Annotated in this window: 20 protein-coding genes; 17 read left to right on the top strand and 3 right to left on the bottom strand. The window is 48.6% G+C overall.

Features of this window, described 5'->3' with window-relative positions:
- Positions 1–23 precede the first annotated feature (23 nt).
- From FQV43_RS07820 to clpX, 3 genes are all read left to right on the top strand, one after another.
- A complete protein-coding gene (locus tag FQV43_RS07820; RefSeq protein ID WP_144273356.1) occupies positions 24–596 on the top strand; it encodes an ATP-dependent Clp protease proteolytic subunit in 573 nt (190 codons plus the stop codon).
- A gap of 32 nt (positions 597–628) precedes the next feature.
- Positions 629–1,255: an ATP-dependent Clp protease proteolytic subunit gene (locus FQV43_RS07815; RefSeq protein WP_144273355.1), complete on the top strand. Its 627-nt coding sequence runs from the start codon at positions 629–631 to the stop codon at positions 1,253–1,255.
- 191 nt (positions 1,256–1,446) lie between these two features.
- On the top strand, positions 1,447–2,730 hold the full coding sequence (gene clpX, locus FQV43_RS07810) for an ATP-dependent Clp protease ATP-binding subunit ClpX (protein ID WP_144273474.1): 1,284 nt from the start codon (positions 1,447–1,449) through the stop codon (positions 2,728–2,730).
- 27 nt (positions 2,731–2,757) lie between these two features.
- Here the strand turns inward: clpX and FQV43_RS07805 are convergent, their stop codons facing one another.
- Positions 2,758–3,483 carry a TetR family transcriptional regulator gene (locus tag FQV43_RS07805; protein ID WP_144273354.1) on the bottom strand — a complete coding sequence of 242 codons (726 nt, stop codon included), beginning with the start codon at positions 3,481–3,483 and terminating at the stop codon, positions 2,758–2,760.
- A gap of 287 nt (positions 3,484–3,770) precedes the next feature.
- On the opposite strand from FQV43_RS07805, the gene FQV43_RS07800 reads away from it, so the two are divergent.
- The 4 genes from FQV43_RS07800 to FQV43_RS07785 all read left to right on the top strand — a co-directional run bounded on the left by FQV43_RS07800 (position 3,771) and on the right by FQV43_RS07785 (position 10,089).
- Positions 3,771–6,485 (top strand): valine--tRNA ligase, encoded by a 2,715-nt coding sequence (locus tag FQV43_RS07800; protein WP_146340492.1) that lies wholly within the window; start codon positions 3,771–3,773, stop codon positions 6,483–6,485.
- A gap of 138 nt (positions 6,486–6,623) precedes the next feature.
- A complete protein-coding gene (locus tag FQV43_RS07795; protein WP_210415267.1) occupies positions 6,624–8,162 on the top strand; it encodes a folylpolyglutamate synthase/dihydrofolate synthase family protein in 1,539 nt (512 codons plus the stop codon).
- Positions 8,159–8,608: a DUF4233 domain-containing protein gene (locus tag FQV43_RS07790; RefSeq protein WP_144273353.1), complete on the top strand. Its 450-nt coding sequence runs from the start codon at positions 8,159–8,161 to the stop codon at positions 8,606–8,608. The genes FQV43_RS07795 and FQV43_RS07790 overlap by 4 nt, the downstream gene beginning before the upstream one ends.
- Before the next feature lie 212 nt (positions 8,609–8,820).
- Positions 8,821–10,089, top strand: coding sequence for a phosphatase PAP2 family protein (locus FQV43_RS07785; protein ID WP_185967148.1), 1,269 nt, complete (start codon positions 8,821–8,823; stop codon positions 10,087–10,089).
- Between the two features lie 8 nt (positions 10,090–10,097).
- Here the strand turns inward: FQV43_RS07785 and FQV43_RS07780 are convergent, their stop codons facing one another.
- Complete coding sequence (locus FQV43_RS07780; protein WP_146339856.1) at positions 10,098–10,340, bottom strand: hypothetical protein; 243 nt, start codon at positions 10,338–10,340, stop codon at positions 10,098–10,100.
- A gap of 244 nt (positions 10,341–10,584) precedes the next feature.
- Here FQV43_RS07780 and ndk point away from each other — a divergent pair, with 244 nt between their 5' ends.
- From ndk to FQV43_RS07745, 7 genes are all read left to right on the top strand, one after another.
- Complete coding sequence (ndk, locus tag FQV43_RS07775; protein WP_144273351.1) at positions 10,585–10,995, top strand: nucleoside-diphosphate kinase; 411 nt, start codon at positions 10,585–10,587, stop codon at positions 10,993–10,995.
- Positions 10,996–11,246: 251 nt separating this feature from the next.
- Positions 11,247–14,216 (top strand): Rne/Rng family ribonuclease, encoded by a 2,970-nt coding sequence (locus tag FQV43_RS07770; protein ID WP_146339854.1) that lies wholly within the window; start codon positions 11,247–11,249, stop codon positions 14,214–14,216.
- A 230-nt stretch (positions 14,217–14,446) separates the two neighbouring features.
- Positions 14,447–14,752, top strand: a complete 306-nt coding sequence (gene rplU, locus FQV43_RS07765; protein ID WP_144273349.1) for a 50S ribosomal protein L21 — start codon at positions 14,447–14,449, stop codon at positions 14,750–14,752.
- Between the two features lie 44 nt (positions 14,753–14,796).
- Positions 14,797–15,060 carry a 50S ribosomal protein L27 gene (gene rpmA / locus FQV43_RS07760; RefSeq protein WP_144273348.1) on the top strand — a complete coding sequence of 88 codons (264 nt, stop codon included), beginning with the start codon at positions 14,797–14,799 and terminating at the stop codon, positions 15,058–15,060.
- 108 nt (positions 15,061–15,168) lie between these two features.
- On the top strand, positions 15,169–16,677 hold the full coding sequence (obgE, locus tag FQV43_RS07755; protein ID WP_146339852.1) for a GTPase ObgE: 1,509 nt from the start codon (positions 15,169–15,171) through the stop codon (positions 16,675–16,677).
- Between the two features lie 8 nt (positions 16,678–16,685).
- Positions 16,686–17,789, top strand: a complete 1,104-nt coding sequence (proB, locus tag FQV43_RS07750; RefSeq protein ID WP_146339850.1) for a glutamate 5-kinase — start codon at positions 16,686–16,688, stop codon at positions 17,787–17,789.
- A gap of 94 nt (positions 17,790–17,883) precedes the next feature.
- Positions 17,884–19,194, top strand: coding sequence for a glutamate-5-semialdehyde dehydrogenase (locus FQV43_RS07745; RefSeq protein ID WP_146339848.1), 1,311 nt, complete (start codon positions 17,884–17,886; stop codon positions 19,192–19,194).
- 32 nt (positions 19,195–19,226) lie between these two features.
- On the opposite strand, the gene FQV43_RS07740 is transcribed toward FQV43_RS07745, so the two are convergent.
- A complete protein-coding gene (locus tag FQV43_RS07740; RefSeq protein ID WP_246846894.1) occupies positions 19,227–20,876 on the bottom strand; it encodes an MFS transporter in 1,650 nt (549 codons plus the stop codon).
- A gap of 205 nt (positions 20,877–21,081) precedes the next feature.
- On the opposite strand from FQV43_RS07740, the gene nadD reads away from it, so the two are divergent.
- The 3 genes from nadD to FQV43_RS07725 all read left to right on the top strand — a co-directional run bounded on the left by nadD (position 21,082) and on the right by FQV43_RS07725 (position 23,091).
- Positions 21,082–21,756: a nicotinate-nucleotide adenylyltransferase gene (nadD, locus tag FQV43_RS07735; RefSeq protein ID WP_146339846.1), complete on the top strand. Its 675-nt coding sequence runs from the start codon at positions 21,082–21,084 to the stop codon at positions 21,754–21,756.
- A gap of 186 nt (positions 21,757–21,942) precedes the next feature.
- A complete protein-coding gene (rsfS, locus tag FQV43_RS07730; RefSeq protein WP_146339844.1) occupies positions 21,943–22,407 on the top strand; it encodes a ribosome silencing factor in 465 nt (154 codons plus the stop codon).
- A 3-nt stretch (positions 22,408–22,410) separates the two neighbouring features.
- Positions 22,411–23,091 (top strand): histidine phosphatase family protein, encoded by a 681-nt coding sequence (locus FQV43_RS07725; protein WP_146339842.1) that lies wholly within the window; start codon positions 22,411–22,413, stop codon positions 23,089–23,091.
- Positions 23,092–23,097 lie beyond the last annotated feature (6 nt).

Below are 23,097 nucleotides of genomic sequence, written 5' to 3'. Positions count from 1 at the left end.
TTATAAAAATTTAAGGAGACACCATGAACCAAAATCCAGCTGTAGGTGATTCTGTTTTTGATCGCCTGTTGCGTGATCGTATTATCTTCTTGGGAACAGAAGTCAATGATGAGATAGCTAATAAGCTATGCGCGCAGATTCTTTTGCTTTCTGCAGAAGACCCTCATCGCGATATTTCTCTTTACATTAACTCCCCAGGTGGCTCTGTTACTGCTGGTATGGCAATTTATGACACCATGAAATACTCGCCATGCGATATTGCTACTTATGGCATGGGTCTTGCTGCATCAATGGGGCAATTCCTCCTCTCTGGTGGTACCAAAGGTAAGCGCTTTGCGCTGCCCAATGCGCGCATTATGATGCACCAGCCCTCGGCAGGTGTGGGTGGTACTGCTGCGGATATTGCGATTCAGGCTGAGCAATTTGCGCAGACTAAGAAAGTTATGGCAGAGCTAATCGCAGAGCATACTGGTCAGAGTGTGGAACAAATTACAAAAGATTCTGACAGAGATCGTTGGTTTACCGCTGAGCAGGCAAAAGAATATGGTCTTGTCGATCATGTGATTACTTCCGCTCAGGGATCAATAGCTAATTAGTATCTACAGAACATATCAAGGAGAATTCCACTATGAACAACGCTATGCAGATGCCTAGCTCACGTTATGTATTGCCATCTTTTATTGAGCAATCAGCTTATGGCACAAAAGAAACCAATCCTTATGCCAAATTATTCGAGGAGCGCATTATCTTCCTTGGTGTGCAGGTAGATGATACTTCTGCCAACGACATCATGGCACAGCTACTCGTTCTTGAAGGACTCGATCCTGATCGTGACATCACCATGTATATCAATTCACCTGGTGGTTCCTTTACATCTCTCATGGCAATCTATGACACTATGCAATATGTGCGTCCAGATGTGCGTACTGTATGTCTTGGCCAAGCAGCATCAGCTGCTGCGGTATTGCTTGCTGCTGGTGCTCCAGGAAAGCGTGCAGTATTGCCAAACTCTCGTGTGCTGATACATCAGCCTGCTACTGAGGGGGCGCGCGGACAAGTATCTGATTTGGAGATTCAAGCGCGAGAAATTGAGCGTATGCGTACACTCATGGAGCAAACTCTTGCACGTCATACTGGTCGTAGTGCAGAGCAGATTCGCATTGACACTGATCGCGATAAAATTCTTACCGCCCAAGAAGCAGTAGAATATGGCATCGTCGATCAAATTTTTGATTACCGCAAGCTCAACGGCTAAAAGACCGGTTCAACACCCCGGAAAACCCTTAGAATACACCTCGGGAAAACTGAGGTGTATTCATTTTTCTGTGTATTTCAGAAGATTAACGTGCATTGATAAGCGTCGTGCAGCGTTTTATACATAGAAAAGACTAGAGTGGGTAAGACCGGGAAAAACATTAGCAAAAGAAAGTGACTGGCACCTCTACAATGTCGCGTATGCAAGAAAGTGCTGATCTGCTCAAATGCTCATTTTGTGGCAAGAGCCAAAAACAAGTGAAAAAACTTATCGCTGGTGGCGGCGTATATATTTGCGATGAATGTATTGAGCTATGTAATGAGATCATCGAAGAAGAACTAGGGAAAGAAAACGCTCCGGCGCAGGAAGCTGCGGCAAAACTCCCACGTCCCTCTGAGATTGCGGCATTTCTAGATAAATACGTTATTGGGCAGGATGAGGCAAAGCGCACCCTTGCGGTGGCAGTCTACAATCATTACAAGCGTGTTCGTGCCGACGAAGCGAGCAGCATTAGTGCTCGTTCAGGGCAAGAGGAGCAAACCGAGCTCCAAAAATCAAACATCCTTTTACTCGGTCCAACAGGGTCGGGAAAAACCTATTTAGCTCAAACCTTAGCGCGTTTGCTTGATGTGCCTTTTGCTATTGCCGACGCTACCTCATTAACTGAAGCTGGCTATGTTGGTGAAGACGTGGAAAATATCTTGCTGAAACTTCTTCTTGCCGCAGATCATGATGTTGAGCGGGCACAACGTGGCATTATCTATATTGATGAAGTTGATAAAATCTCGCGGAAATCAGAAAACCCATCGATTACTCGTGATGTTTCTGGTGAGGGCGTACAGCAAGCCTTACTGAAAATACTGGAAGGAACTGTCGCGTCCATTCCACCTCAAGGCGGGCGCAAGCACCCCAATCAAGACTTTATCCAGCTTGATACCACAAATATCTTGTTCATCGTCGCAGGTGCGTTTGCTGGCTTAGAGAAGGTTATTGAGGATCGTAAAGGCAAAAAAGGGTTAGGGTTCGGCGCTGAAATTACCACCAAAGAAGAACGGGAAAATACACATATATTCCGTGAGGTGCAGCCTGAAGACCTGGTGAAGTTTGGTCTTATCCCTGAGTTCATTGGTCGCTTGCCCATTGTTGCTGCCGTGGATAATCTTGATCGCCAATCCTTAGTGCGAGTGCTGACTGAGCCGAAGAACTCCTTGGTGAAACAATACCAACGTCTTTTTGAGATGGATGGTGTGGCATTGCGTTTTAGCGAGGATGCACTGTTAGAAATTGCTGGTCAAGCGGTGGAACGTGGCACTGGTGCTCGTGGATTGCGAGCAATAATGGAAGAAACATTGGTGCCGATTATGTATGACATTCCTGATCGGGAAGATATTGCAGAAATTGTGGTTACTGCGGCGTCGATTCGGGGCGAAGAGGAGCTCCGTATCATTGAAGCTGGCGCAGAAAAAACTGCCTAGCGATAAATCCTAGCGTGGGGTGGCGGTTTATAGATCGCCATCAATGCCGAAATTGAGATAACCATTGTTGTAGTTAGCATTTGTGGCATTATCGCTGCTGCCGAGGTAGCTCACCTCATCGGTGGCTTTAATGGGAGAGGTTAAAAATGCTAGCACTGCGTCGGTTGCCATACGTGTGAGTCCTTGCGTATTAGCGTCGTCAGCAAGGTCAATATCATAAAGATTTAAGGTGATTGACCGATGCGAAATTCGGAAAATAGCCAAAGAGACGATGAGCGCAAAAATATCCTGAGCAGAAATACCTGGTCGGAATGCTCCAGAGTCTTGTCCTTGCATGAGTATTTTATCGAGTTCGAGGATAACTGCGGATTGGTCGTCGAGTAGCTTTGTGTCTTCCACTGCATCAGGGTGGTGCAGATTTTCAATCAGTAAGAGCCGAACTGCGTGTGGATTTTGGATGTAGCAACGGAAGATAGCCTCGACAATAATGCGGATTCCCTCTGCTGCAATACCCGAGTCATTCTGAATTTCCTCAGCTGAGGGGCGTAATAACTCGATGGCGTGAATGAGACAGCTGTGATAGAGCCCTTTCTTATCCCCAAAGTGGTAGTGAATCATGCGCTTTGTCATGCCAGATTCTTTAGCGATTGAGTCAAGACGAGTGTCGGCATAACCAGATTGAGCAAAGGCAACCATAGCAATATCAAGGACATCATCTGTCAATGCTTGTGAAAGGGAGTCAGAGTTGTTCATTATTGTCTCTTTTACTATTGCTGGTTACTAAATTTTTGGCGCCCTCGTGCACGAAGCGTCAGCAGCCTCTACAAGAAGATACAAGAGATAAATGTACCGAAAGTTTTTAACTCATTGTCTTGCTATCCGAAACAGCGCATATTTTTACATACCTTTGGGGGTGCTTTGCAGCTAAGGGGTGTTTTCTTGCTTAAAAATAGTACACAGAATGATCTGAATAACTCACGACGACCACCTAAAGATAAATACCGCCTGACCAACAAGACAGGGTAATATGGTTTGCCGTGATGAATAACAACCGCGCAGATAAATTACCTCGTCAATGGGACCCTAAGGCCGTCGAAAGCGAACTTTATGAATCGTGGGTAAAAGCTGGATATTTTGAGGCTGATCCGCATAGCACCAAACTAGCTTTTTCCATTGTATTGCCGCCGCCAAATGTTACTGGTCAATTGCATATGGGGCATGCGCTTGACCACACTCTCATGGATAGCATTGCACGGCGTAAGCGTATGCAAGGTTATGAGGTGTTGTGGCTGCCTGGTATGGATCACGCAGGTATTGCGACCCAAACCAAAGTAGAGGGAATGCTCAAAGAAACTGAAGGCAAGAGCCGTTGGGATTATGGGCGCGAGGAATTTATCCACAAGGTGTGGGAGTGGAAAGAAAAATATGGTGGCACTATTGACCAGCAGATGCGTGCCATCGGTGATTCCGTTGATTGGTCTAAACAGCGCTTTACTCTCGACGAAGGACTCTCGCGCGCGGTACAGACAATTTTTAAGGCGATGTATGACAAAGGCATGATTTACCAGGCACATCGCCTTGTGAATTGGTCACCAATTTTAGAGACGGCAGTGTCTGATATTGAAGTGACCTATAAGGACGTCGAAGGCGAGTTGGTTTCTATCCGTTATGGTTCACTTAAAGACAGTGAGCCTCATGTGATTGTGGCAACGACGCGAGTGGAAACCATGCTTGGTGATGTTGCTGTTGCGGTACACCCTGAGGATGAACGCTACAAGGATCTGGTGGGTACGAGTTTGCCGCACCCATTTTTACCTGAGCGTTCTTTGATTATCGTCGCAGATGATTATGTTGATCCCGAGTTTGGTACTGGTGCGGTGAAAATTACTCCAGCGCATGACCCTAATGACTATGCGCTCGGTATGCGACATGGTTTGGATATGCCGACCATTATGGACGCAACTGGACATATTGCTGATACTGGTACTGAGTTCGACGGCATGGATCGTTATGAGGCGCGAGTGAAAATCCGAGAAGCACTCGCCAAGCAGGGGCGCATTGTAAAAGAGGTACGTCCTTATGTTCATTCTGTCGGACATTCTGAACGCTCTGGTGAAGCAATTGAGCCACGACTATCCTTGCAGTGGTTTGTCAAAGTGGAAGAACTAGCCAAAATGGCGGGTGAAGCTGTGCGCAGTGGGGATACAAAAGTGCACCCTAGCGCTCTTGAAGCTCGTTATTTTGAGTGGGTTGATGATATGCACGATTGGTGTATTTCTCGCCAATTGTGGTGGGGGCATCGCATTCCTATTTGGTATGGTCCAGAGGATGCTGATGGTCAGCGCGATATTGTTTGCGTGGGACCCGATGAGCAACCACCGGCAGGTTATGAACAAGATCCTGATGTGCTCGATACGTGGTTCTCGTCAGCACTCTGGCCATTTTCGACGATGGGCTGGCCAGAAAAAACACCAGAGTTAGCGAAGTTCTATCCAGTATCGGTACTGGTAACAGCTTACGACATCCTCTTTTTCTGGGTGGCGCGCATGATGATGTTTGGTACTTTTGCTGCACAGTGCACCCCAGAATTATTAGGTACGAGCGCTGAGACTGATCGCCCACAAGTACCTTTTACTGATTTATATTTGCATGGTTTGGTTCGTGATGAACATGGACGCAAAATGTCTAAGTCCTTGGGTAATGGTATTGATCCAATGGATTGGGTGGATCGCTTTGGCGCCGACGCCCTGCGTTTTACCTTGGCACGCGGTGCGAATCCAGGTGTCGATTTACCAGTGGGTGAGGATGCTGCACAAAGTTCGCGTAATTTTGCAACCAAGCTATTCAATGCCACAAAATTTGCTTTGATGAATGGCGCGCACATTGGTAGCTTGCCTGCTAGAGAAGAGCTTACCGACGCTGACCGATGGATTCTTGATCGATTAGAAACCCTACGCTGCGCAGTTGATGATTATTATGATCGCTATCAATTCGCTAAGGCTAATGAAGCACTCTATCGTTTTACTTGGGGTGAGTTCTGCGATTGGTATGTAGAGTATGCCAAAGTGCAGATTCCACGCGAGGCTAGTGCTGCTGATGCTAAGCAGCTACAGGTTGGGGAGAATACGCAGCTTGTTCTTGGGCATGTGCTCAATACGGTTTTGCGCTTGTTGCATCCAGCAATGCCTTTTGTGACGGAAGTATTGTGGAAAGCTCTCAGCGGTGAAGAAACTCTTACCCATGCTCAGTGGCCAGATGAGCGTTATGGCAATGGTGGTGCGGCTATTGATGAACGAGCTGCACAGCGTATTGCTGACGTCGAAAAGCTCGTTACTGAGATTCGTCGATTCCGTTCTGATCAGGGCGTTAAGCCTTCACAAAAGGTGCCAGCACAGGTTGATTTCGCTGCGTGTGATTTGACGGAGCAAGAACAACTGGTTCGTTCTTTGGCAAAGGTCGACGCACCTGGTGCAGATTTTGCTGCCAGCGCAAGTATTGAGGTGGCGTTGAGCAACTCTGTGGTAGTGGTAAGCCTTGATACCTCTGGCACTGTTGATAAAGCAGCAGAACGTAAGCGGCTAGAAAAGGATTTGCTTGCTGCACAAAAAGAGGTAGAGACAACGCAGAAGAAATTGAATAATGAGTCTTTCTTAGCGAAAGCGCCCGAGGCGGTGGTGGCAAAAATTCGGGATAGGCACCAGGTTGCCGAAGATGAAGTCACCCGTATTAGCGCTCGGTTGGAGGAGCTGAATTAAGTGAGCGATACGCGTGATACACATGAGGGCATACCGTCTGAGAAGAAGCATTCTGAGCAAGAGCACGTTGCTGAGCTAGGGCATAGCTCGGATATTATTAGCGAGGATTCTTTTGCTTCTCTGGCAGATATTTCCCAATTGCTCTCTGATGAGGCTGGGTTGGATCTTGGTGAATTAGAGCTCAATGAGTCTGGTTTGTCGCTACCGCTTGGTCGGACACAACAGGTTCAGGATACACCTGCTGGTGATGATGCTCAGGATTTTTCCTCTGGGCAGCGTCGTGAGATAACCGATGAAGATCTGCAAGCATTGGCTGCGGTGGAAGCTGAGCTGAATCAGCGGTGGAGTGAGGAAAAGATAGATCCGAGTTTGGATCGTATTGCCATGCTTGTTGATGTGCTTGGACACCCAGAGAATGCGTATCCAAGTATTCATGTGGCTGGGACGAATGGTAAAACCTCCACTGTGCGCATGATTGAGTCACTGTTGCGTGCTTTTCATCGTCGTACTGGGCGAACTACCAGTCCACATTTGCAGCTTGTTACTGAGCGTATTGCTATCGACGGCGCCCCAATCCATCCCAGCGATTATGTGCGGCATTGGGAAGAAATAAAACCCTATGTAGAGATGGTGGACCAGCGTAGCCAAGCTGAGGGCGGACCACGGATGAGCAAATTCGAGGTACTTACTGCTTTGGCTTATACTGCTTTTGCTGATGCGCCAGTTGACGTTGCTGTTGTGGAAGTAGGCATGGGGGGTCGATGGGATGCCACTAATGTGATTAGTGCTGATGTGTCTGTGATAACTCCCATTGGACTTGACCACACCGATTATCTTGGCGAGACAATAACTGAGATTGCTGAGGAAAAAGCTGGGATCATCAAGTCGCGGTGGAATAGTGACGATCTCTTAGCACCTCCAGATAACGTCACCATTGTTGCTGAGCAAGATCCTGCTGCTTTGCGAATTATCCTGGAGCAAGCAGTGGCAGCTGATAATGCTGTGGCACGTGCAGGCAGTGAGTTTGGTGTGGTAGCTGCGCAGCTGGCGGTTGGCGGGCAGCAAGTAACTATCCGCGGTTTGGGAGGAGAATACCCTGATATTTTCTTACCATTATCAGGAATACATCAAGCACATAATGCTGCTGTAGCTTTGGCTGCTGTTGAGGCGTTTTTTGGGGCAGGAACTGGTCGCCAATTGGATATAGACACAGTACGTGCGGGGTTTGCTGCGGTGCAGTCGCCAGGGCGATTAGAACGAGTGCGTAGTGCACCAACTGTGTTTATTGACGCAGCGCATAATCCTCATGGCGCGCGGGCTTTGGGGCAGGCATTATCTGGTGAATTTGAGTTTTCTAAGCTCATTGCGGTTGTTGCTTGTTTGGCGGATAAAGATGTACGTGGCGTGCTCATGGAGTTGGAGGCTCATGTATCTGAGATTGTGGTTACTACTAATTCCTCACCGCGTGCATTATCCACGGAAGAACTAGCAGAATATGCGCAGGAAATTTTTGGTGATGAACGAGTGCATACGGCGGAGGATTTGCCTGGTGCTGTAGAGCTAGCTGTCGCGCTTGCTGAAGACACAGATATGCAATCAGGGGCGGGAGTTGTTATCACTGGTTCGGTTGTGACCGCTGGCCAAGCCCGAGCACTTTTTGGAAAGGAACCAGCATGAGGGAAAAAGCTACAGCACAGTCAGTAGCAGAAGCAGAAGAAGTAGAATATGGTCCACTGGGCCCTGGTCATGCGCCAGCAAAGGATCCGCTCAAAGGTGTGCGTGGGGTGATGTCTGGCACCATGATGATGGAGTCCATCTGTTTTTACCTTATTCTCACTGTGATTTTGCGTGTGGACAATGGTATCCATTGGACTCCAGTGAATTGGGGCTATATCACTGTAGTGGCAACAGCAATGCTCATATTGAGTTTTCTGCAATTTACTCGTTGGGCTATTGCTGCCGACGTCATTATCCAGGTTTTTGCTCTTATCGGTATTTTTGTGCACCCGAGTGTGGCTATTATTGCCTTCATTTTTATTGCTGTATGGGCATATTTATTCTATTTGCGCAAAAACCTTATTGAGCGGATGAAACGTGGTTTATTAACAACACAGCATATGTAGCACTATTGCTTATGGGCGCTGCCTATGGGGGCACTGGTGAATTATGTGTAGTACCTAAGAACTTAAGCCACAGTTCATTTTCTTTTTACATTTATCCATTAGGGTTCCAAAAGGTCTGACAGGATGGATCAGCTAAGAGATAAACACCAGTAGAGAATTACCGTGGCGTAACAATCCAGATACGGCATAGGTTTTGCGGAGAAAGGTTTGACGTGCATAAAAAAGCTCTTGCTCAGCGCCTTGGCAGTGTAGCCCTAGCCACTTTAACATTGGCAACTCCACTTGTGCTACCAGCAGCACCAGCATCAGCACTAGATATTCCAGCACTACAAGGTGCACAATTGTTGCCTGGTTACCCAGCCCCTGTGCAACATCCAGGAGCACCAGTGCCGCAACCTTTTACTCCTGATTATCTTGCGGGGTATATCTCAGACATCAGCTCTTATAGCTTTGGTGTTTATGCCGATGTTATCGCCGGCTTTGATGATTTGCGCGCACATCACCCTGAAATCATGGCGCAAAATCTTGACATCACAGTTGCTAATAACAATGCAGCTGCAAGCAATCCACAACTTGTTGCACAGGCGCAAAAAGATGCCTTAGCGGATAAAGATGGTGTGTTGCTTGCGTTCTCGGATGCTCTCGGTGGGGAACTCGGTGGTTATTTCCGCCAGGCTCTTGCGGAGAATCGTTTGCCTAAAACAACATTCTTGCTCGGCAATGGTTATCTCGCCCGTGCCGGTGGGCTTGCTTCTTCTACTTTTGTAGAAAAAGAATTGTATGGTTATAAGCGTCCTTTTGTGGTGGCTCCAGAGCGCATTCACCGCTATGAAGTAGCTGATCGTGAGCTTTACGACGCTTCCTCTAAATCTTTCCCCTCTGGTCATACCAACCAAGCCACGTGGACTACCACTCTGCTTGCGCAAATGTTGCCAGAGTTGGCACCACAAATCCTCGCCCGTGGTTCTGAGGCTGGTTATCATCGTACTGTTATGGGTGTGCACTATCCGCTCGATGTTATTGGTGGTCGCATGACTGGTACTGCTGCCGCTGCTGATCGCTGGAATGATCCACGTATGCGTGATGCGCTCAACCAAGCCAAGGCAGAATTGCGTGCTGAATTAGAGTGGCGTGCTGGAAAACCATTAGCACAGGTAATAGCTGGTGATTCTGCATATCGCAGCACTGCTGCCGCTGTTGCCGAGTACACACAGCGCATGAACTATGGTTTTGCGCCAGTCTATAACACGCAGGCGCCTATGATTGTGCCACAAGCTGCACCTGATTTATTGTTGGCCAAGTATCCTGAGCTCAGCTATGAGCAGCGAGCTGAAATTCTACGCGCAACTGCGGCTCCTGCTGGTTCACCATTGGATGATCAAAGCCCGCGTGGTTCTTGGCAGCGTATCAACCTAGCGGCTGCTTTTGCTGCTAAGGTGAGCGTCGATAGTGCAGGAAAAGTTACTGTTAGTGGCATTTAATAGTGTGGTTATCTCGTTGCGGTGCTCAATAGGGAACCGAAGATCAACGCCACTGCTGCTATCCCGATTGCTATAGCGCACTGTGGTGCTGACTCGTTGGCTAAATAGATTCCGCCAAGCATTGCAGTGCCACAGATTGTGCCGCTTTGGCGAGCAGTATTGATAAGCCTACTCGCTATGCCCTTATGAGGCTTGTCGACGCTGGCCAAAGTACAAAAACTAACAATGGTTAATTGCGTTATCCGTAACACGCATGATGCCAAGGAACAAAACCCTAGAGCTCCCAAGCCAAACCCATGATGCATAGTGCGATGGGCATCCCCATGAGGTACTGGTTTCGCTCCTAGAGGTGCAGCGACTATCGCTGAGCACGGGCAGCAGAGGTTGGCGCACGAAAATATCGTGCTTGCCGCATGAGGCGAAAAATATCGGTTATTTTTTATTTGTGGTGTGCGAAAACTGCACGATGGGGATAACTAAGGTAAGTTCGCTTATATGACTGAACGTACATTGATCCTCATTAAACCAGATGGTGTTCGTAATGGACACGTAGGCGACATCATCTCTCGTATTGAGCGCAAAGGTCTTTCGCTTGTGGCTCTCGATCTTCGTGTTGCAGATCGTGAGACTGCTGAGAAGCACTATGCAGAACACGCTGATAAGCCATTCTTTGGTGAGTTGGTTGAGTTCATCACTTCAGCTCCGCTGATCGCCGGTATCGTGGAAGGCGAGCGAGCGATCGACGCGTGGCGTCAGCTAGCTGGTGGTACTGATCCAGTTGCTAAGGCAACCCCTGGTACCATTCGTGGAGACTTTGCCCTCAGCGTCGCAGAGAACGTGGTGCATGGTTCGGATTCTCCAGAGTCTGCAGAGCGTGAGATCGGCATTTGGTTCCCTAACCTGTAAAACCATAACGAATACTGAACTTTTTTCTTCAAGCCCTGTGCATTTTTATGCGCAGGGCTTTCGCGTAGGGAAGTGAAAAATATGAGACAATGGGATACGACAACTAAATAAAACTGAATAACAAGATTGAATAGTTATACATACACAGTGCTGGTGCGTTTTACTCCTATGCCCTGCGGAGCAGCGGTTTATCAGATTATTTTCCTGGGGTTGTAGTTGGGTGAACAGTGCTATGGCACGATGAGGAGAAAATGATCGTGAGCGATAAAAAAAAGAAGAAATCACGGCTTGACCAGGCGTCGATAGACCAGAGTATTGGTGAGAGTATCCGAGTATATGCGCTTGCAAAATATCTACACCGATCAAGTAAAGATATTGTGACCTCGCTACAGGAGCATGGTATTGCGAAGCGGGCGCAATCCAATCTTTCGCGCCAGGAGGCATTGCAAGTCATAGAGTGGTTGGGGGACGCTACGGGGGAAACTGCAGGTGATGGTGCAGAGGCAGAGGAAAAATTACGGCATCGGATTGAGAAAAATGTCGAGAATGAGATTCATCAGATTGAGCAAAAGGTAGAAAAAGACCTCAATGAAAAAATTGATGATGCACAAGAAAAAAAGAAATTGCGTCATCAGGTAGAAAAAAATGTGGAAAATGAGGTTCATCAAATTGAACAGAAAGTGGAACAGGAGTTAGAGCAGCGCTTGAGTAATGACTCCGGCACAGGAGATTCTTCCTCACCGCACAAAGCAGATGAGGCTGACCTTGCAGCGCTTAGTGCAGCTGTTCCGCTTTTTCTGGCGCCACAATTGCCTGAGCCTGAGCTGGAGGATTATGCAGAAGAAGACGATTTAGCTGCTTCTGCGGACAATGCAGACAGTGCAGATAGTGCAGGCAATGCGGACAATGCGAGCAACGTCGGCAAGGCAGCGCGCAAGGAGAGTGCAGATACTTCGCCTAAGACACCTCAAGACTCACAGGATGCGGAGCAAATTACCGAACCAGTATCTATTCATGGTTCTACCCGCTTGGAGGCACAGCGACGTCGTCGTGCGGAAATGCGTGAAGAAGCTCGTAAGAAACGCCATGTTGTGTCGCAGGCGGAGTTTTTAGCGCGGCGAGAATCTGTGGTGCGCACGATGATTGTGCGTGAGCGTGAACGTACTGACCATCCAGGGTCAGTGACCCAAGTATGTGTGCTTGAAGATGGCATGATGGTGGAGCATTTTGTGACCTCTGAGGCACAGGCCTCCATGATTGGCAATATCTACCTGGGGCGAGTGCAAAATGTGTTACCAAGCATGGAAGCAGCGTTCATTGACATTGGTAAGGGACGCAATGGTGTGCTTTATGCTGGTGAAGTTAATTGGCGTCAAGCTGGACTAGGTGGAAAATCACGAAAAATTGAGCATGCGCTCAAGTCTGGTGACCAAGTTTTAGTGCAGGTCACTAAGGATCCTGTTGGGCAAAAGGGTGCTCGGTTGACTACCCAGATTTCTTTGGCAGGGCGCTATTTAGTTTATGTTCCAGAGGGGCGTTCTGCTGGTATTTCCCGCAAATTGCCCGCGCCAGAGCGCAAGCGACTCAAAGATATTTTGCGTCGTGTGGTGCCGAAAAATGGTGGCACAATCATTCGTACCGCTGCTGAGGGAGTAAGCGAACAAGCTATCGCTGCCGACGTTCAGCGCTTGCATAATGTGTGGGAGCATATTAACGAGCTTTCTCACAAAGAAAAAGAATCAAAAGGTGCCAAGCCAGTTACCCTCTACGAAGAGCCAAATATGCTGGTCAAGGTTATTCGTGATTTATTCAATGAGGACTTTTCTGAACTCATTGTTGAGGGGAAGCGTGTATGGAATATCGTCCACGCATATATTTCTTCGGTAGCTCCTGATTTGTCCGATAAACTCATTCGGTTTAATCCTAAAGATCATGGTGGGCAGAATGCTTTTGAGGTGTATCGGGTTGATGAGCAGCTAGAAAAGGCATTATCGCGCAAGGTGTGGTTGCCTTCTGGCGGTACATTGATTATTGACCGCACTGAGGCTATGACCGTCATTGATGTTAATACTGGAAAATTCACTGGTTCTGGTGGCAACCTTGAAGAAACCGTGACGCGCAATAATTTGGAAGCTGCCGAGGAAATTGTACGCCAGATGCGTTTGCGTGATCTCGGTGGCATGATTGTTATTGACTTCATTGATATGGTGCTGCCAGAAAACCAAGATTTAGTATTGCGTCGTCTCAAAGAAACACTGGGACGGGATCGCACTCGCCACCAAATCTCCGAGGTTACTTCTTTAGGACTTGTCCAAGTAACCAGAAAACGCTTAGGCACTGGTTTACTAGAAACATTTGCGACGGAATGCCAACATTGCGAAGGTCGTGGCGTAATCGTCCATGCAGATCCCGTTGAGTACTATGATGAGTCTGCATTTGATAAACCGCAAGAGCAGGACCAAGAGTCTACCCCTGATGCAGATTCTGTTGCACCGAGTGAAAAGCCAGCAAAAGCAAAGGCGAAGCGTAGTATCGAAGAATTGGCAGCTGCTGTTATCAAGAATATGGACACCGATTCCGATGAGGATTCTGTGGAACAGGATGTCATTGCTGATAATTCACGATCGAATACAACAGCGGATACCAGTGTGCTCGATATTGTTGATTCTGCGCTTGCACGTGCGCATGAGGAAGACCCGGATGAGCCATCTGCCCAGAACTACTTGCCAGCTGACGACTATGCGTTTGATCGGAAACAACGCCAGCACGGTACCCAGTCGCGTCGTCGTGTAGTCCGAGCGAATTCAGCTGCTGCACAGGAAAAGCGTACTGATGAGCAGCACGAGGCTGCGACTCATGAGGCTGTGAGGGGAGGAACCCAGGCCGAAGAAACAAAAACAGTAGGTTCTTCTCGGGCGGCTGTGAAGCGTCGTCGAGCGGTGCGGAAAAATACTCATGCGGTGCAGGCTGAAGTGATTGAGATTGAGCAGACATCGACGACGCACCCTGAGCAGCAAACCAAGCAAACTAAGCAGAGTGTGCGAGAGAGCGCAAAGAGACATCGACGTCGTGTTGTTCGTAAAAATAAGCATATGGATGAAGGCGATACGCGCGTCGGTAATGCTACTAGAGATGTTGTTGAGGTTTATGAGAAACAGAAAACCTCCCATACTTCTGGTCGGGGTCGTGGACGACGTAGGGTAACGAGAAAGCATAATTAACCCCGCTATTAGCCCCAAGGGCAGCCAGTTTGTGTTTTGGCTGCTTTTAAGGGTAGTCTTTGACAGTCGCTGTTTTAGCATTTTCTTCCTGGCTAGCTTTCGTTGGTTATTGGTTATGGAATGCTAAACGCAAGAAAGTTTCTGTTAAGTAGTACTCTTTGCAGCAGATTGCATTTGAGAGTGATGTGTTGCTCAAAGAGTCCGAGTTTTAGATAAGGGGTAGCCCTCGTATGTACGCGATCGTCAAGACCGGCGGCAAGCAGTACAAGGTTGCTGAAGGTGACCTCGTCAAGGTCGAGAAGATCGAGGGTGAGCCAGGTTCGTCCGTGGCTCTCACCCCTGTTCTGCTCGTCGATGGCGCAACTGTTACCACAAAAGCTGAAGAACTTGAGAAAGTAAAGGTTTCAGCTGAGATTGTTGAGCACGTTAAGGGTCCAAAAATTAAGATCCTTAAGTACAAGAACAAGACTGGTTACAAGAAACGTCAAGGTCACCGTCAGCCGCTGACCGTAGTGAAAATTACTGGCATTAAGTAAGGTCTAACCACCTTCTAGATTTTTCCCGAAGGAGGGGAATCCACATGGCACACAAGAAGGGTGCGTCAAGCTCAAATAACGGTCGCGATTCCAACGCCAAGCGCCTTGGCGTAAAGCGCTTTGGCGGCGAGCAGGTAAACGCAGGTGAAATCCTCGTTCGTCAGCGTGGCACTAAGTTCCACCCAGGCGAGAATGTAGGACGCGGTGGCGATGACACCTTGTTCGCATTAAAAGCAGGTGCAGTACAGTTCAGCACCAAGCGCAACCGTCGCACTGTGAACATTGTTCCAGAGGCTGTTTCTGCATAAGCCATACAACCTTAAGGTTTAGTGAGCTTTTAACACCCCTTACTCAGGGGTGTTTTTCTTTTACTGTAGACTGATACAGAATCCATTAAGAATGAAAAAGGTGGCGTCATGGCGCGTTTTGTTGATCGAGTAGTGCTCCATTTATCAGCTGGCGACGGCGGCAATGGTTGTGCGTCGATTCACCGAGAAAAGTTTAAGCCTTTGGGTGGCCCAGACGGCGGTAACGGCGGTCATGGTGGCGATATTATTCTGGAAGTATCCGCCCAGATCCATACTCTTTTGGATCTCCACTATCGCCCTCATATCAAGGCGCAACGCGGTAGCAATGGTGCAGGTGATCACCGCAATGGTGCCAGAGGAGAAGACCTCATCCTTGCGGTTCCACCAGGGACAGTTGTGCTGAATGAACAAGGCGAAACACTTGCTGATTTGACGCACGTGGGTATGCGTTTTACTGCTGCACAAGGCGGGTTTGGTGGTTTGGGTAATGCTGCTTTGGCGTCGAGCGTACGCAAAGCACCAGGTTTTGCTCTCAAAGGTGAACCTGGTGAGCAGCATGATATTGTTCTTGAACTCAAATCAATGGCTGACGTCGGACTGGTTGGTTTTCCTAGTGCCGGAAAATCATCGTTGATTTCTGTACTCTCGGCAGCAAAACCAAAAATTGGTGATTATCCTTTTACCACGCTCCAGCCGAATCTTGGTGTGGTAGAGATTGGGCATAAAACTTTTACCATTGCCGATGTGCCAGGGCTAGTTCCCGGAGCGTCGCAGGGCAAAGGGCTGGGGCTTGATTTCTTACGCCACATTGAGCGTACTGCAGTGTTGGCGCATGTGGTTGATACTGCCACGATGGAGCCAGGGCGCGACCCAATGAGTGACATTGAAGCTCTAGAGGAAGAACTTGCGGCGTATCAATCAGAATTGGCACAGGATGCTACTCTTGGGGATCTGCGTTCGCGGCCGCGCATTATTATCCTCAACAAGGTTGATATTCCTGATGCTCTGGAATTAGCCGAGTTCCTTAAAGACGATTTAGAGGAGAAATTCGGCTGGCCAGTGTTCATTATTTCTGCAGTAGCACGTAAAGGTCTTGATGAGTTGCAGTATGCTCTTTTGGAGATTGTGGAGCAAGATCGTAAGCAACGTCCTGTAGCAAAGATGGAGCCTAAGCAGATTATTCGCCCACAAGCTGTGCGTAAGCGTGGCGATGGTAGTCAGTTCCGTATTGAGCCTGATCCAGAGATTGAGGGTGGTTTCTTGATAATCGGTGAGAAGCCACAGCGGTGGATTCGGCAAACTGATTTTGAGAATGATGAGGCTGTGGGGTATCTGGCTGATCGCTTAGCCAAAATTGGCGTTGAAGATGCGTTAATGAAAGCTGGGGCTAAAGCGGGTTGTAGCGTGAGCATAGGGGAAATTACTTTTGAGTGGGAGCCGACGGCAGGTGGGGTAGATCCTACGCTTGCTGGTCGTGGTCAAGATGCCAGGTTATTGCGCAATAATCGTCGTTCCGCAGCTGAGCGTAAACGCGAGTCTCAGGTGCGTCGTGGTTTGATTGATGAATACGATTATGGCGATGGTGAAGTTGCTGAACGTGAGCGTTGGCAAGGTTAGGCAGGTAGATGGTGAGTGCGTCTCGGCAAAAGCTCGTAGCAGCTCGTCGTGTAGTAGTCAAAATTGGTTCCTCGTCTCTTACTGGTGAAGATTATCGAGTCAATCCAGCGCGTATCGACGCAGTGGTCGATGCAGTGGAAGCGCGCATGGGACGTGGCAGCGATGTCATTATCGTGTCGTCTGGGGCAGTTGCCTCAGGAATGGGCGCATTGGGTTTGGCAGAGCGCCCGCGTGATTTAGCCACAAAACAAGCGGCAGCTGCCGTGGGTGGGGTACAACTTGCCCATACCTGGGGAACAAGTTTTGCTCGCTATTCTCGTCACGTTGCTCAGATTTTATTGACCTCTGCTGATTCAGGAATCAGAGAGCGGGCGCGTAATGCTCAGCGTACGATTGATCGTCTTTTTTCTTTAGGCTGTGTGCCGATTGTTAATGAAAACGACACTGTTGCTACAGAAGGGTTACGCTTTGGCGATAATGATCGTCTGGCTGCTTTAGTTGCTCACCTAACGTATGCGGATGCACTGATTTTATTGTCTGATGTTGATGGACTATACGACAAAAATCCAGCGCAGCCTGATGCGCATTTCATCACAGATGTTCGGGGTGCTCGAGACTTACATGATGTTAATGCTGGCGGTGGTGGTGCAGTAGGCACAGGCGGTATGGCTGCTAAGGTGCAAGCGGCGCTACTTGCTGCCCGTGGTGGTATTCCCGTGCTTATGACCTCTGCAGATAACATTGATCTTGCGCTTAGCGACGCTAGCGTGGGCACTATGTTTCATCCGCATACTCAGCGGTTGCCGGCGTGGAAGTTTTGGGTACTTTATGCGGCAGATACCTCAGGAACGATTAGCATTGACGCAGGGGCGAGTGCTGCATTGCGCGCTGGTGGTACGTCATTGTTGGCAGTGGGTATTGAGCAGGTGCAAGGCGATTTTGCTGCTAGTGACATTGTGGATATTGCAGATAATACAGGCAAGGTCATTGGTCGTGGTGAGGTGTCTTATGATTCAGAGATTGTGCGTACTCTTATAGGAAAGAAAACAGAGGAAGTGCCGGCTGGGATGAATCGTGCGGTTATTCATGCTGATTATCTTGCTTTGTACTAAAGTTTATCCACAATAATTGGACACTGAGATATTGAGATATCGGGTCCTTGAGATACTAGATATTGCGGCCCTGAGGTAATGGAGACGTCACATAATGCACACTGAGACTGGTACTAGCACTGATGCGATAGCTATTCGCGCACAAGAACGTGAGAGCATTCTTACTATGGCGCGTGCTGCCAAAGCTGTAACGACGCCTCTGGCCAAGCTCAATACCGAGCAAAAGAACGCAGCACTGTATGCAGTAGCACAACGCTTAGAGCAGGCTAGTGCTGAGATTATTGCTGCTAACGAGCATGATATTAGTGCTGCTAAAGACAATGGGCTTAGTGATTCCCTCATTGATCGGCTGCGTTTAGACCAGTCTCGTATCAGTGCAATGGCTCAAGGGTTGCGAGAAGTAGCAGCTCTTACCGACCCAGTAGGTGAGGTTGTTGCAGGACAAGTCATGCCCAATGGGATCACGATGCGCAAGGTGAGAGTGCCCCTGGGGGTTATGGGCATGGTGTATGAGGCTCGCCCGAATGTGACGGTGGATGCTTTTGGACTGGCTCTCAAATCAGGCAATGCTGTGTTATTGCGTGGTTCTAAGAGCGCACGTCATTCTAATGAGAAGTTGGTTGCTCTTGTTCAACAGGTGCTCGTCGAGCAGCATATTCCTCGTGAGAGTGTGCAGTTATTGCCATGCCAGACGCGTGAGAGTGTGCGTGATCTTATTCAAGCTCGTGGGCTGGTTGATGTGATTATTCCTCGTGGTGGGGCAGGATTGATTGAGTCGGTGGTGACAAATGCCACTGTTGCTACCATTGAAACGGGTACGGGTAATTGTCATTTCTATATTGATCGTGATGTGCTTGATCTCAACCAGGCCATAGCCATGCTTATCAATGGCAAAACTCGACGTCCTTCAGTGTGTAATGCTACAGAAACGGTGCTGATTGACCAGGCGTTACCTACTGAGGATCAATATAAAATCATCCATGCGCTGCAACAAGCTGGGGTGCAGGTTCATGGTGATATTGAGCAGTTAGCTCCTTGTGGCGCTAGTGGCATTATCGCTGCTACAGAGCAAGATTGGGCGGAGGAATATCTGTCTTTTGATATTGCTGCGAAACTCGTCGACGGTGTTGCCGGGGCAATAGCGCATATTCGACGTTATTCCAGCGGTCATACTGAGGCGATTGCAACTGGTAATATCCGCACAGCAACGCAATTTACTGAGGAAGTCGATGCGGCTGCGGTCATGGTGAATGCCTCTACCGCTTTTACTGACGGTCAGCAATACGGCATGGGAGCTGAGATTGGTATTTCCACGCAAAAACTTCATGCTCGCGGCCCTATGGCGTTACCAGAGTTGACTACCACGAAGTGGATTTTGCATGGCGACGGGCAAACTCGCCCTTAGCCCCTGGCTACGCTGAGCCTAAGAGATGTGCGCTAGTGCTCGTGGGTGTGGGTGTCCCGGATGAAAATTGCGCACGCAATAGCTCCGACAATCGCAAGCACTGCTGCAATAATGAAAATGCCATGCAAACCGTCGACGAAAGCCTCAAGTGCCGTATGCGCTAATTCGGCAGAAAACCGCTCAATCACTGTGAATTGACCAGCTTCTGCCGCCGTCGCTAGGGCAGCAGAAATCTCTGCAGGGATATGTGGTACCTCGCCCAGTGCATTGCGAATGGAGTCGGAAAGATAAGCTCCGTAGACGGCAACGCCAAAGGAGGTGCCGAGGGGTAATGCGGTATTGGCAATGCCACTTGCCGTACCTGTGCGACCACGCGGAACAACAGAGACTGCTAAATCCATCAGGTGCGGCAACATGACACCCGTTCCCATGCCGATAACTACATAGGCAGGAATGAGGGCTTGCCAGCTGCTATCTGGTTGAATAAGCAAGCCAAGTCCTAAACCAATGGCGACAATAATCATGCCGATTGCTTGTACAAAACCTAACCGAATATAGTTGCCGAGTTTGAGGCCAACAGCAGCAAAAATTACGATGGGACCTGCCATTGCCGTGGAAACATAGCCGATTTCTAGGGCAGATAATCCTACGTGTCCAGATAGCCAGAGCACCAGAAATGGCATCATGCCGAAGCTGAACATACGGGCAGCAAAAGCCGCAAAAGTGACTGCGGAGAAAGAGGGAATGGCAAATAAGCGCATATCGATCATGGCTCGGTTGCCTTTGGATAGTTGAATACCCGTCATAAGCACAAAGAGTAAGATCGCTGCGGAGAAACTCAATAGGACAAAACCATCAGTCCACCCACGTTCTGCACCAGAAATAATGCCATAATTCAGGCTAAAGAGCATGGCAGCTGCGATGAATACCGTACCAATATCAAGAGGTGGTAACTCTTGTGCGTTATCGTCTTCGAGTAACCCGGCTCTATGCAGGTCGGGAACAAAAATAAGCGTGGCAATTATGGTGAAGATACCAATGGGGATATTGATAATAAAAATCCATTCCCAAGCACCGTATTCCACGAGAAAGCCGCCGACGAGCGGGCCAAGGGCACTGGCTGCGGCACTTGCCCCCATGAGAATAGCAATGGCACGAGTGCGCTCCCTGGATTCATGCGCGCGGAAACTATCGCTGAGCAGTGGAATACTGGTGCCGAAAACCAAAGCACCACCAGCGCCTTGTACTGCACGTGCTGCAATGAGCATTGCTTCGGAGCTGCTGAGAATACACGCAATAGATGCAGCTAAGAATAAAAGGTGCCCGACGAGGAAAATTGTTCGTCGCCCGATAATGTCAGAAATGCTGCCTGCGGAAAGTAAGAGAGAAGCAAAAGCCAGACTGTAGGCGTTGATTACCCATTGTCCGCCGCTAAGGGAAAGCTGTAAATCCTGTGCAATAGCAGGTAGTGCAACGAGTACGATCGTGATGTCTAAGGTCATCATCACTGATGAAATCGTCGCAACTGTGGTGCTCCATCCTTTGGGGCGTGCTATCGGCACACGGTGGCGACCAGAACGATTACTTTTCTTAGCGGCCGAGGCTGGAGCTGATATTGCAGACGCAGCAGGATAAGTCACCTCAGTAGTAACCTCAGTATTGGAATTGTCGGAATTGCTCATTTTTAATCTAAAGATCTCAAGTCGGAGTATCGGTTTAGCAGTATATGCCTTTGGTTTTCGCCAATTTAGGTAAGTAGTTTACTCTCCATAACAAATGTTGGGGGTTGGCGCACAGTGTTGTTTCGCTGATTCTCAGGTGAGTGGAACGAGTATGTGCATTCTTTCTTCTGGTTGTTCTTGTCCACAGTAGCTACACTAGGTGCCTATGACTACACCTGAGGCATTGCATGAGCATAATCATGACACGACACCTCCTTCTGTATTGGGAAATGATGCTTTCTCTCATCAAGCGCAGCGCATCGGCATCATGGGTGGCACTTTTGATCCGGTTCATCATGGCCACCTTGTTGCGGCTAGCGAAGTTGCCGCTCGCTTTGAGCTTGATGAAGTAATTTTTGTGCCCACTGGTAATCCCTGGCAGAAGCAAGATCGTGATGTTTCAGCTGCAGAGGATCGCTATCTCATGACAGTTATTGCTACTGCCTCAAACCCACGCTTTAGTGTGAGCCGGGTAGATATTGAACGCCCAGGTGCAACCTATACGGTAGATACCCTGCGCGATATTCGGAAGATTTTTCCACGCGCACAACTTTTCTTTATCACTGGAGCTGACGCACTGAGCAGTATTTTGTCGTGGCACAATTGGGAACAAGCTTTAGAGTTAGCAACTTTTGTGGGGGTTACGCGCCCTGGCTATGAGCTTGCCGACGATTTTCTGCCGTTGCCACAGCGCCAAAAGGTTAAGCTGATTGAGATTCCAGCTATGGCTATTTCTTCCACAGGGTGTAGGCAACGTGCAGCCCAGGGGTTGCCTGTGTGGTATCTTGTGCCCGACGGTGTGGTGCAATACATCGCTAAGCGTGGTCTTTATCAACGCTAGATCGAAGCTAGTATCTCTTGAATGTGATCGTGTGTATCTTGGTATATGACAATGCTGTGTTGTTGGCTGCTAAGAGATATTAAGCCAGTGTAAAGTTTTAAGCGGTGGTATTGTTTGTGTGTTTTGGTTTGCTGCACGTTTTGCACTGCCACAAAAGAGGAAAATAGCTATAAATAAGGATTTTGTGTGACCGCAACTAATGAAACCATTGACCTAGCTGCCATTGTTGCTCGTGCGGCTGATGAGAAGCAAGCAACGAATATCGCTGTTGTGGATGTGTCGGATGTTATGGCGATTGCGGAAGTATTTGTATTAGCTTCTGCCGATAACGAGCGTCAAGTACGAGCCATCGTCGAAGAAATTGAAGATCAGCTTACTGCTGTCGGGCAAGAGCCTAAACGACGTGAGGGGAATCGAGAAAACCGCTGGGTATTGCTTGATTATGGCATGTTAATTGTTCATGTGCAGCGCAATATCGAGCGTGATTTTTATGGTTTGGATCGACTCTATCGGGATTGTCCACTCATTGAAGTCGAGGGCGTGGAGACGATGCAGCGTGATGAGGATTGGGCGGACGATATTGATGTCCGTACTGTAGAGTCTTTGGACGATATTCCACTTGCTGCCCCAGAACCTGAAGACGAGTTATAACCTATGCCGCGACGGTTACTTCTACTGCGACATGGGCAAACGCAATATAATGCCAATAAGCGTATGCAAGGTCATCTTGATACAGAACTGGCGGAACGCGGCATTGCACAAGCCCAGTTAGTGTCAGATTTCTTAGCGAGTCAGCCTATTAAAAAAATCATTGCGTCTGATTTGCAGCGTGCTAGAGTCACTGCAGAGATTATTGATCGCAACATTGGCGTTGGGGTAGAGATTGATCAGCGTTTGCGTGAAACTAATTTGGGGCAGTGGCAGGGGAAAACTCACGAGGAAGTAGATGCAGCTTATCCTGGCGCTCGGGCGCGGTGGCGCAATGATGCTTCGTGGACTCCGCCTGGTGGTGAATCTCGGCTCAGCGTCGCTCAGCGTGCTCGTGCAGTGATCGACGAGTTAGTGACCGATTATCCACAATGGGATGACGAGGATACAACAGTACTTGTTGTCGCGCATGGCGGTACCATTAGCGCGCTTACCTCCTCTTTGCTGGAATTGCACCCTAGTCAATATCCACTTTTTTCTGGTCTTGGCAATACATGCTGGTCAGCACTGATAGCGCGTCCGCGTTTTGGTTGTGCCCCTGCAACAGATGAGCCTGTGCAATGGTATCTTGAGGGCTGGAACATGGGGGTCTACGCTACTGACACAGCGCCAAGTGCCGATCAATAATTGTGG

Source organism: Corynebacterium sp. sy039, from assembly GCF_007904105.1.
In the GTDB taxonomy this organism is placed as follows: Bacteria; Actinomycetota; Actinomycetes; order Mycobacteriales; family Mycobacteriaceae; genus Corynebacterium.
Note: the sequence above shows the minus strand (reverse complement) of the source record. Positions and strands in the feature narration are given on the sequence as shown.

Excerpts from the sequence above, each read along its gene's own strand:
- clpX (WP_144273474.1), top strand. The coding sequence starts at position 1,447 with ATGTCGCGTATGCAAGAAAGTGCTGATCTGCTCAAATGCTCATTTTGT.
- obgE (WP_146339852.1), top strand. The coding sequence starts at position 15,169 with ATGGCGCGTTTTGTTGATCGAGTAGTGCTCCATTTATCAGCTGGCGAC.
- FQV43_RS07770 (WP_146339854.1), top strand. The coding sequence starts at position 11,247 with ATGATCGTGAGCGATAAAAAAAAGAAGAAATCACGGCTTGACCAGGCG.
- FQV43_RS07745 (WP_146339848.1), top strand. The coding sequence starts at position 17,884 with ATGCACACTGAGACTGGTACTAGCACTGATGCGATAGCTATTCGCGCA.
- FQV43_RS07800 (WP_146340492.1), top strand. The coding sequence starts at position 3,771 with ATGAATAACAACCGCGCAGATAAATTACCTCGTCAATGGGACCCTAAG.
- nadD (WP_146339846.1), top strand. The coding sequence starts at position 21,082 with ATGACTACACCTGAGGCATTGCATGAGCATAATCATGACACGACACCT.
- FQV43_RS07790 (WP_144273353.1), top strand. The coding sequence starts at position 8,159 with ATGAGGGAAAAAGCTACAGCACAGTCAGTAGCAGAAGCAGAAGAAGTA.
- proB (WP_146339850.1), top strand. The coding sequence starts at position 16,686 with ATGGTGAGTGCGTCTCGGCAAAAGCTCGTAGCAGCTCGTCGTGTAGTA.
- FQV43_RS07820 (WP_144273356.1), top strand. The coding sequence starts at position 24 with ATGAACCAAAATCCAGCTGTAGGTGATTCTGTTTTTGATCGCCTGTTG.
- ndk (WP_144273351.1), top strand. The coding sequence starts at position 10,585 with ATGACTGAACGTACATTGATCCTCATTAAACCAGATGGTGTTCGTAAT.
- FQV43_RS07725 (WP_146339842.1), top strand. The coding sequence starts at position 22,411 with ATGCCGCGACGGTTACTTCTACTGCGACATGGGCAAACGCAATATAAT.
- FQV43_RS07805 (WP_144273354.1), bottom strand. The coding sequence starts at position 3,483 with ATGAACAACTCTGACTCCCTTTCACAAGCATTGACAGATGATGTCCTT.
- rpmA (WP_144273348.1), top strand. The coding sequence starts at position 14,797 with ATGGCACACAAGAAGGGTGCGTCAAGCTCAAATAACGGTCGCGATTCC.
- FQV43_RS07740 (WP_246846894.1), bottom strand. The coding sequence starts at position 20,876 with ATGAGCAATTCCGACAATTCCAATACTGAGGTTACTACTGAGGTGACT.
- FQV43_RS07815 (WP_144273355.1), top strand. The coding sequence starts at position 629 with ATGAACAACGCTATGCAGATGCCTAGCTCACGTTATGTATTGCCATCT.
- rplU (WP_144273349.1), top strand. The coding sequence starts at position 14,447 with ATGTACGCGATCGTCAAGACCGGCGGCAAGCAGTACAAGGTTGCTGAA.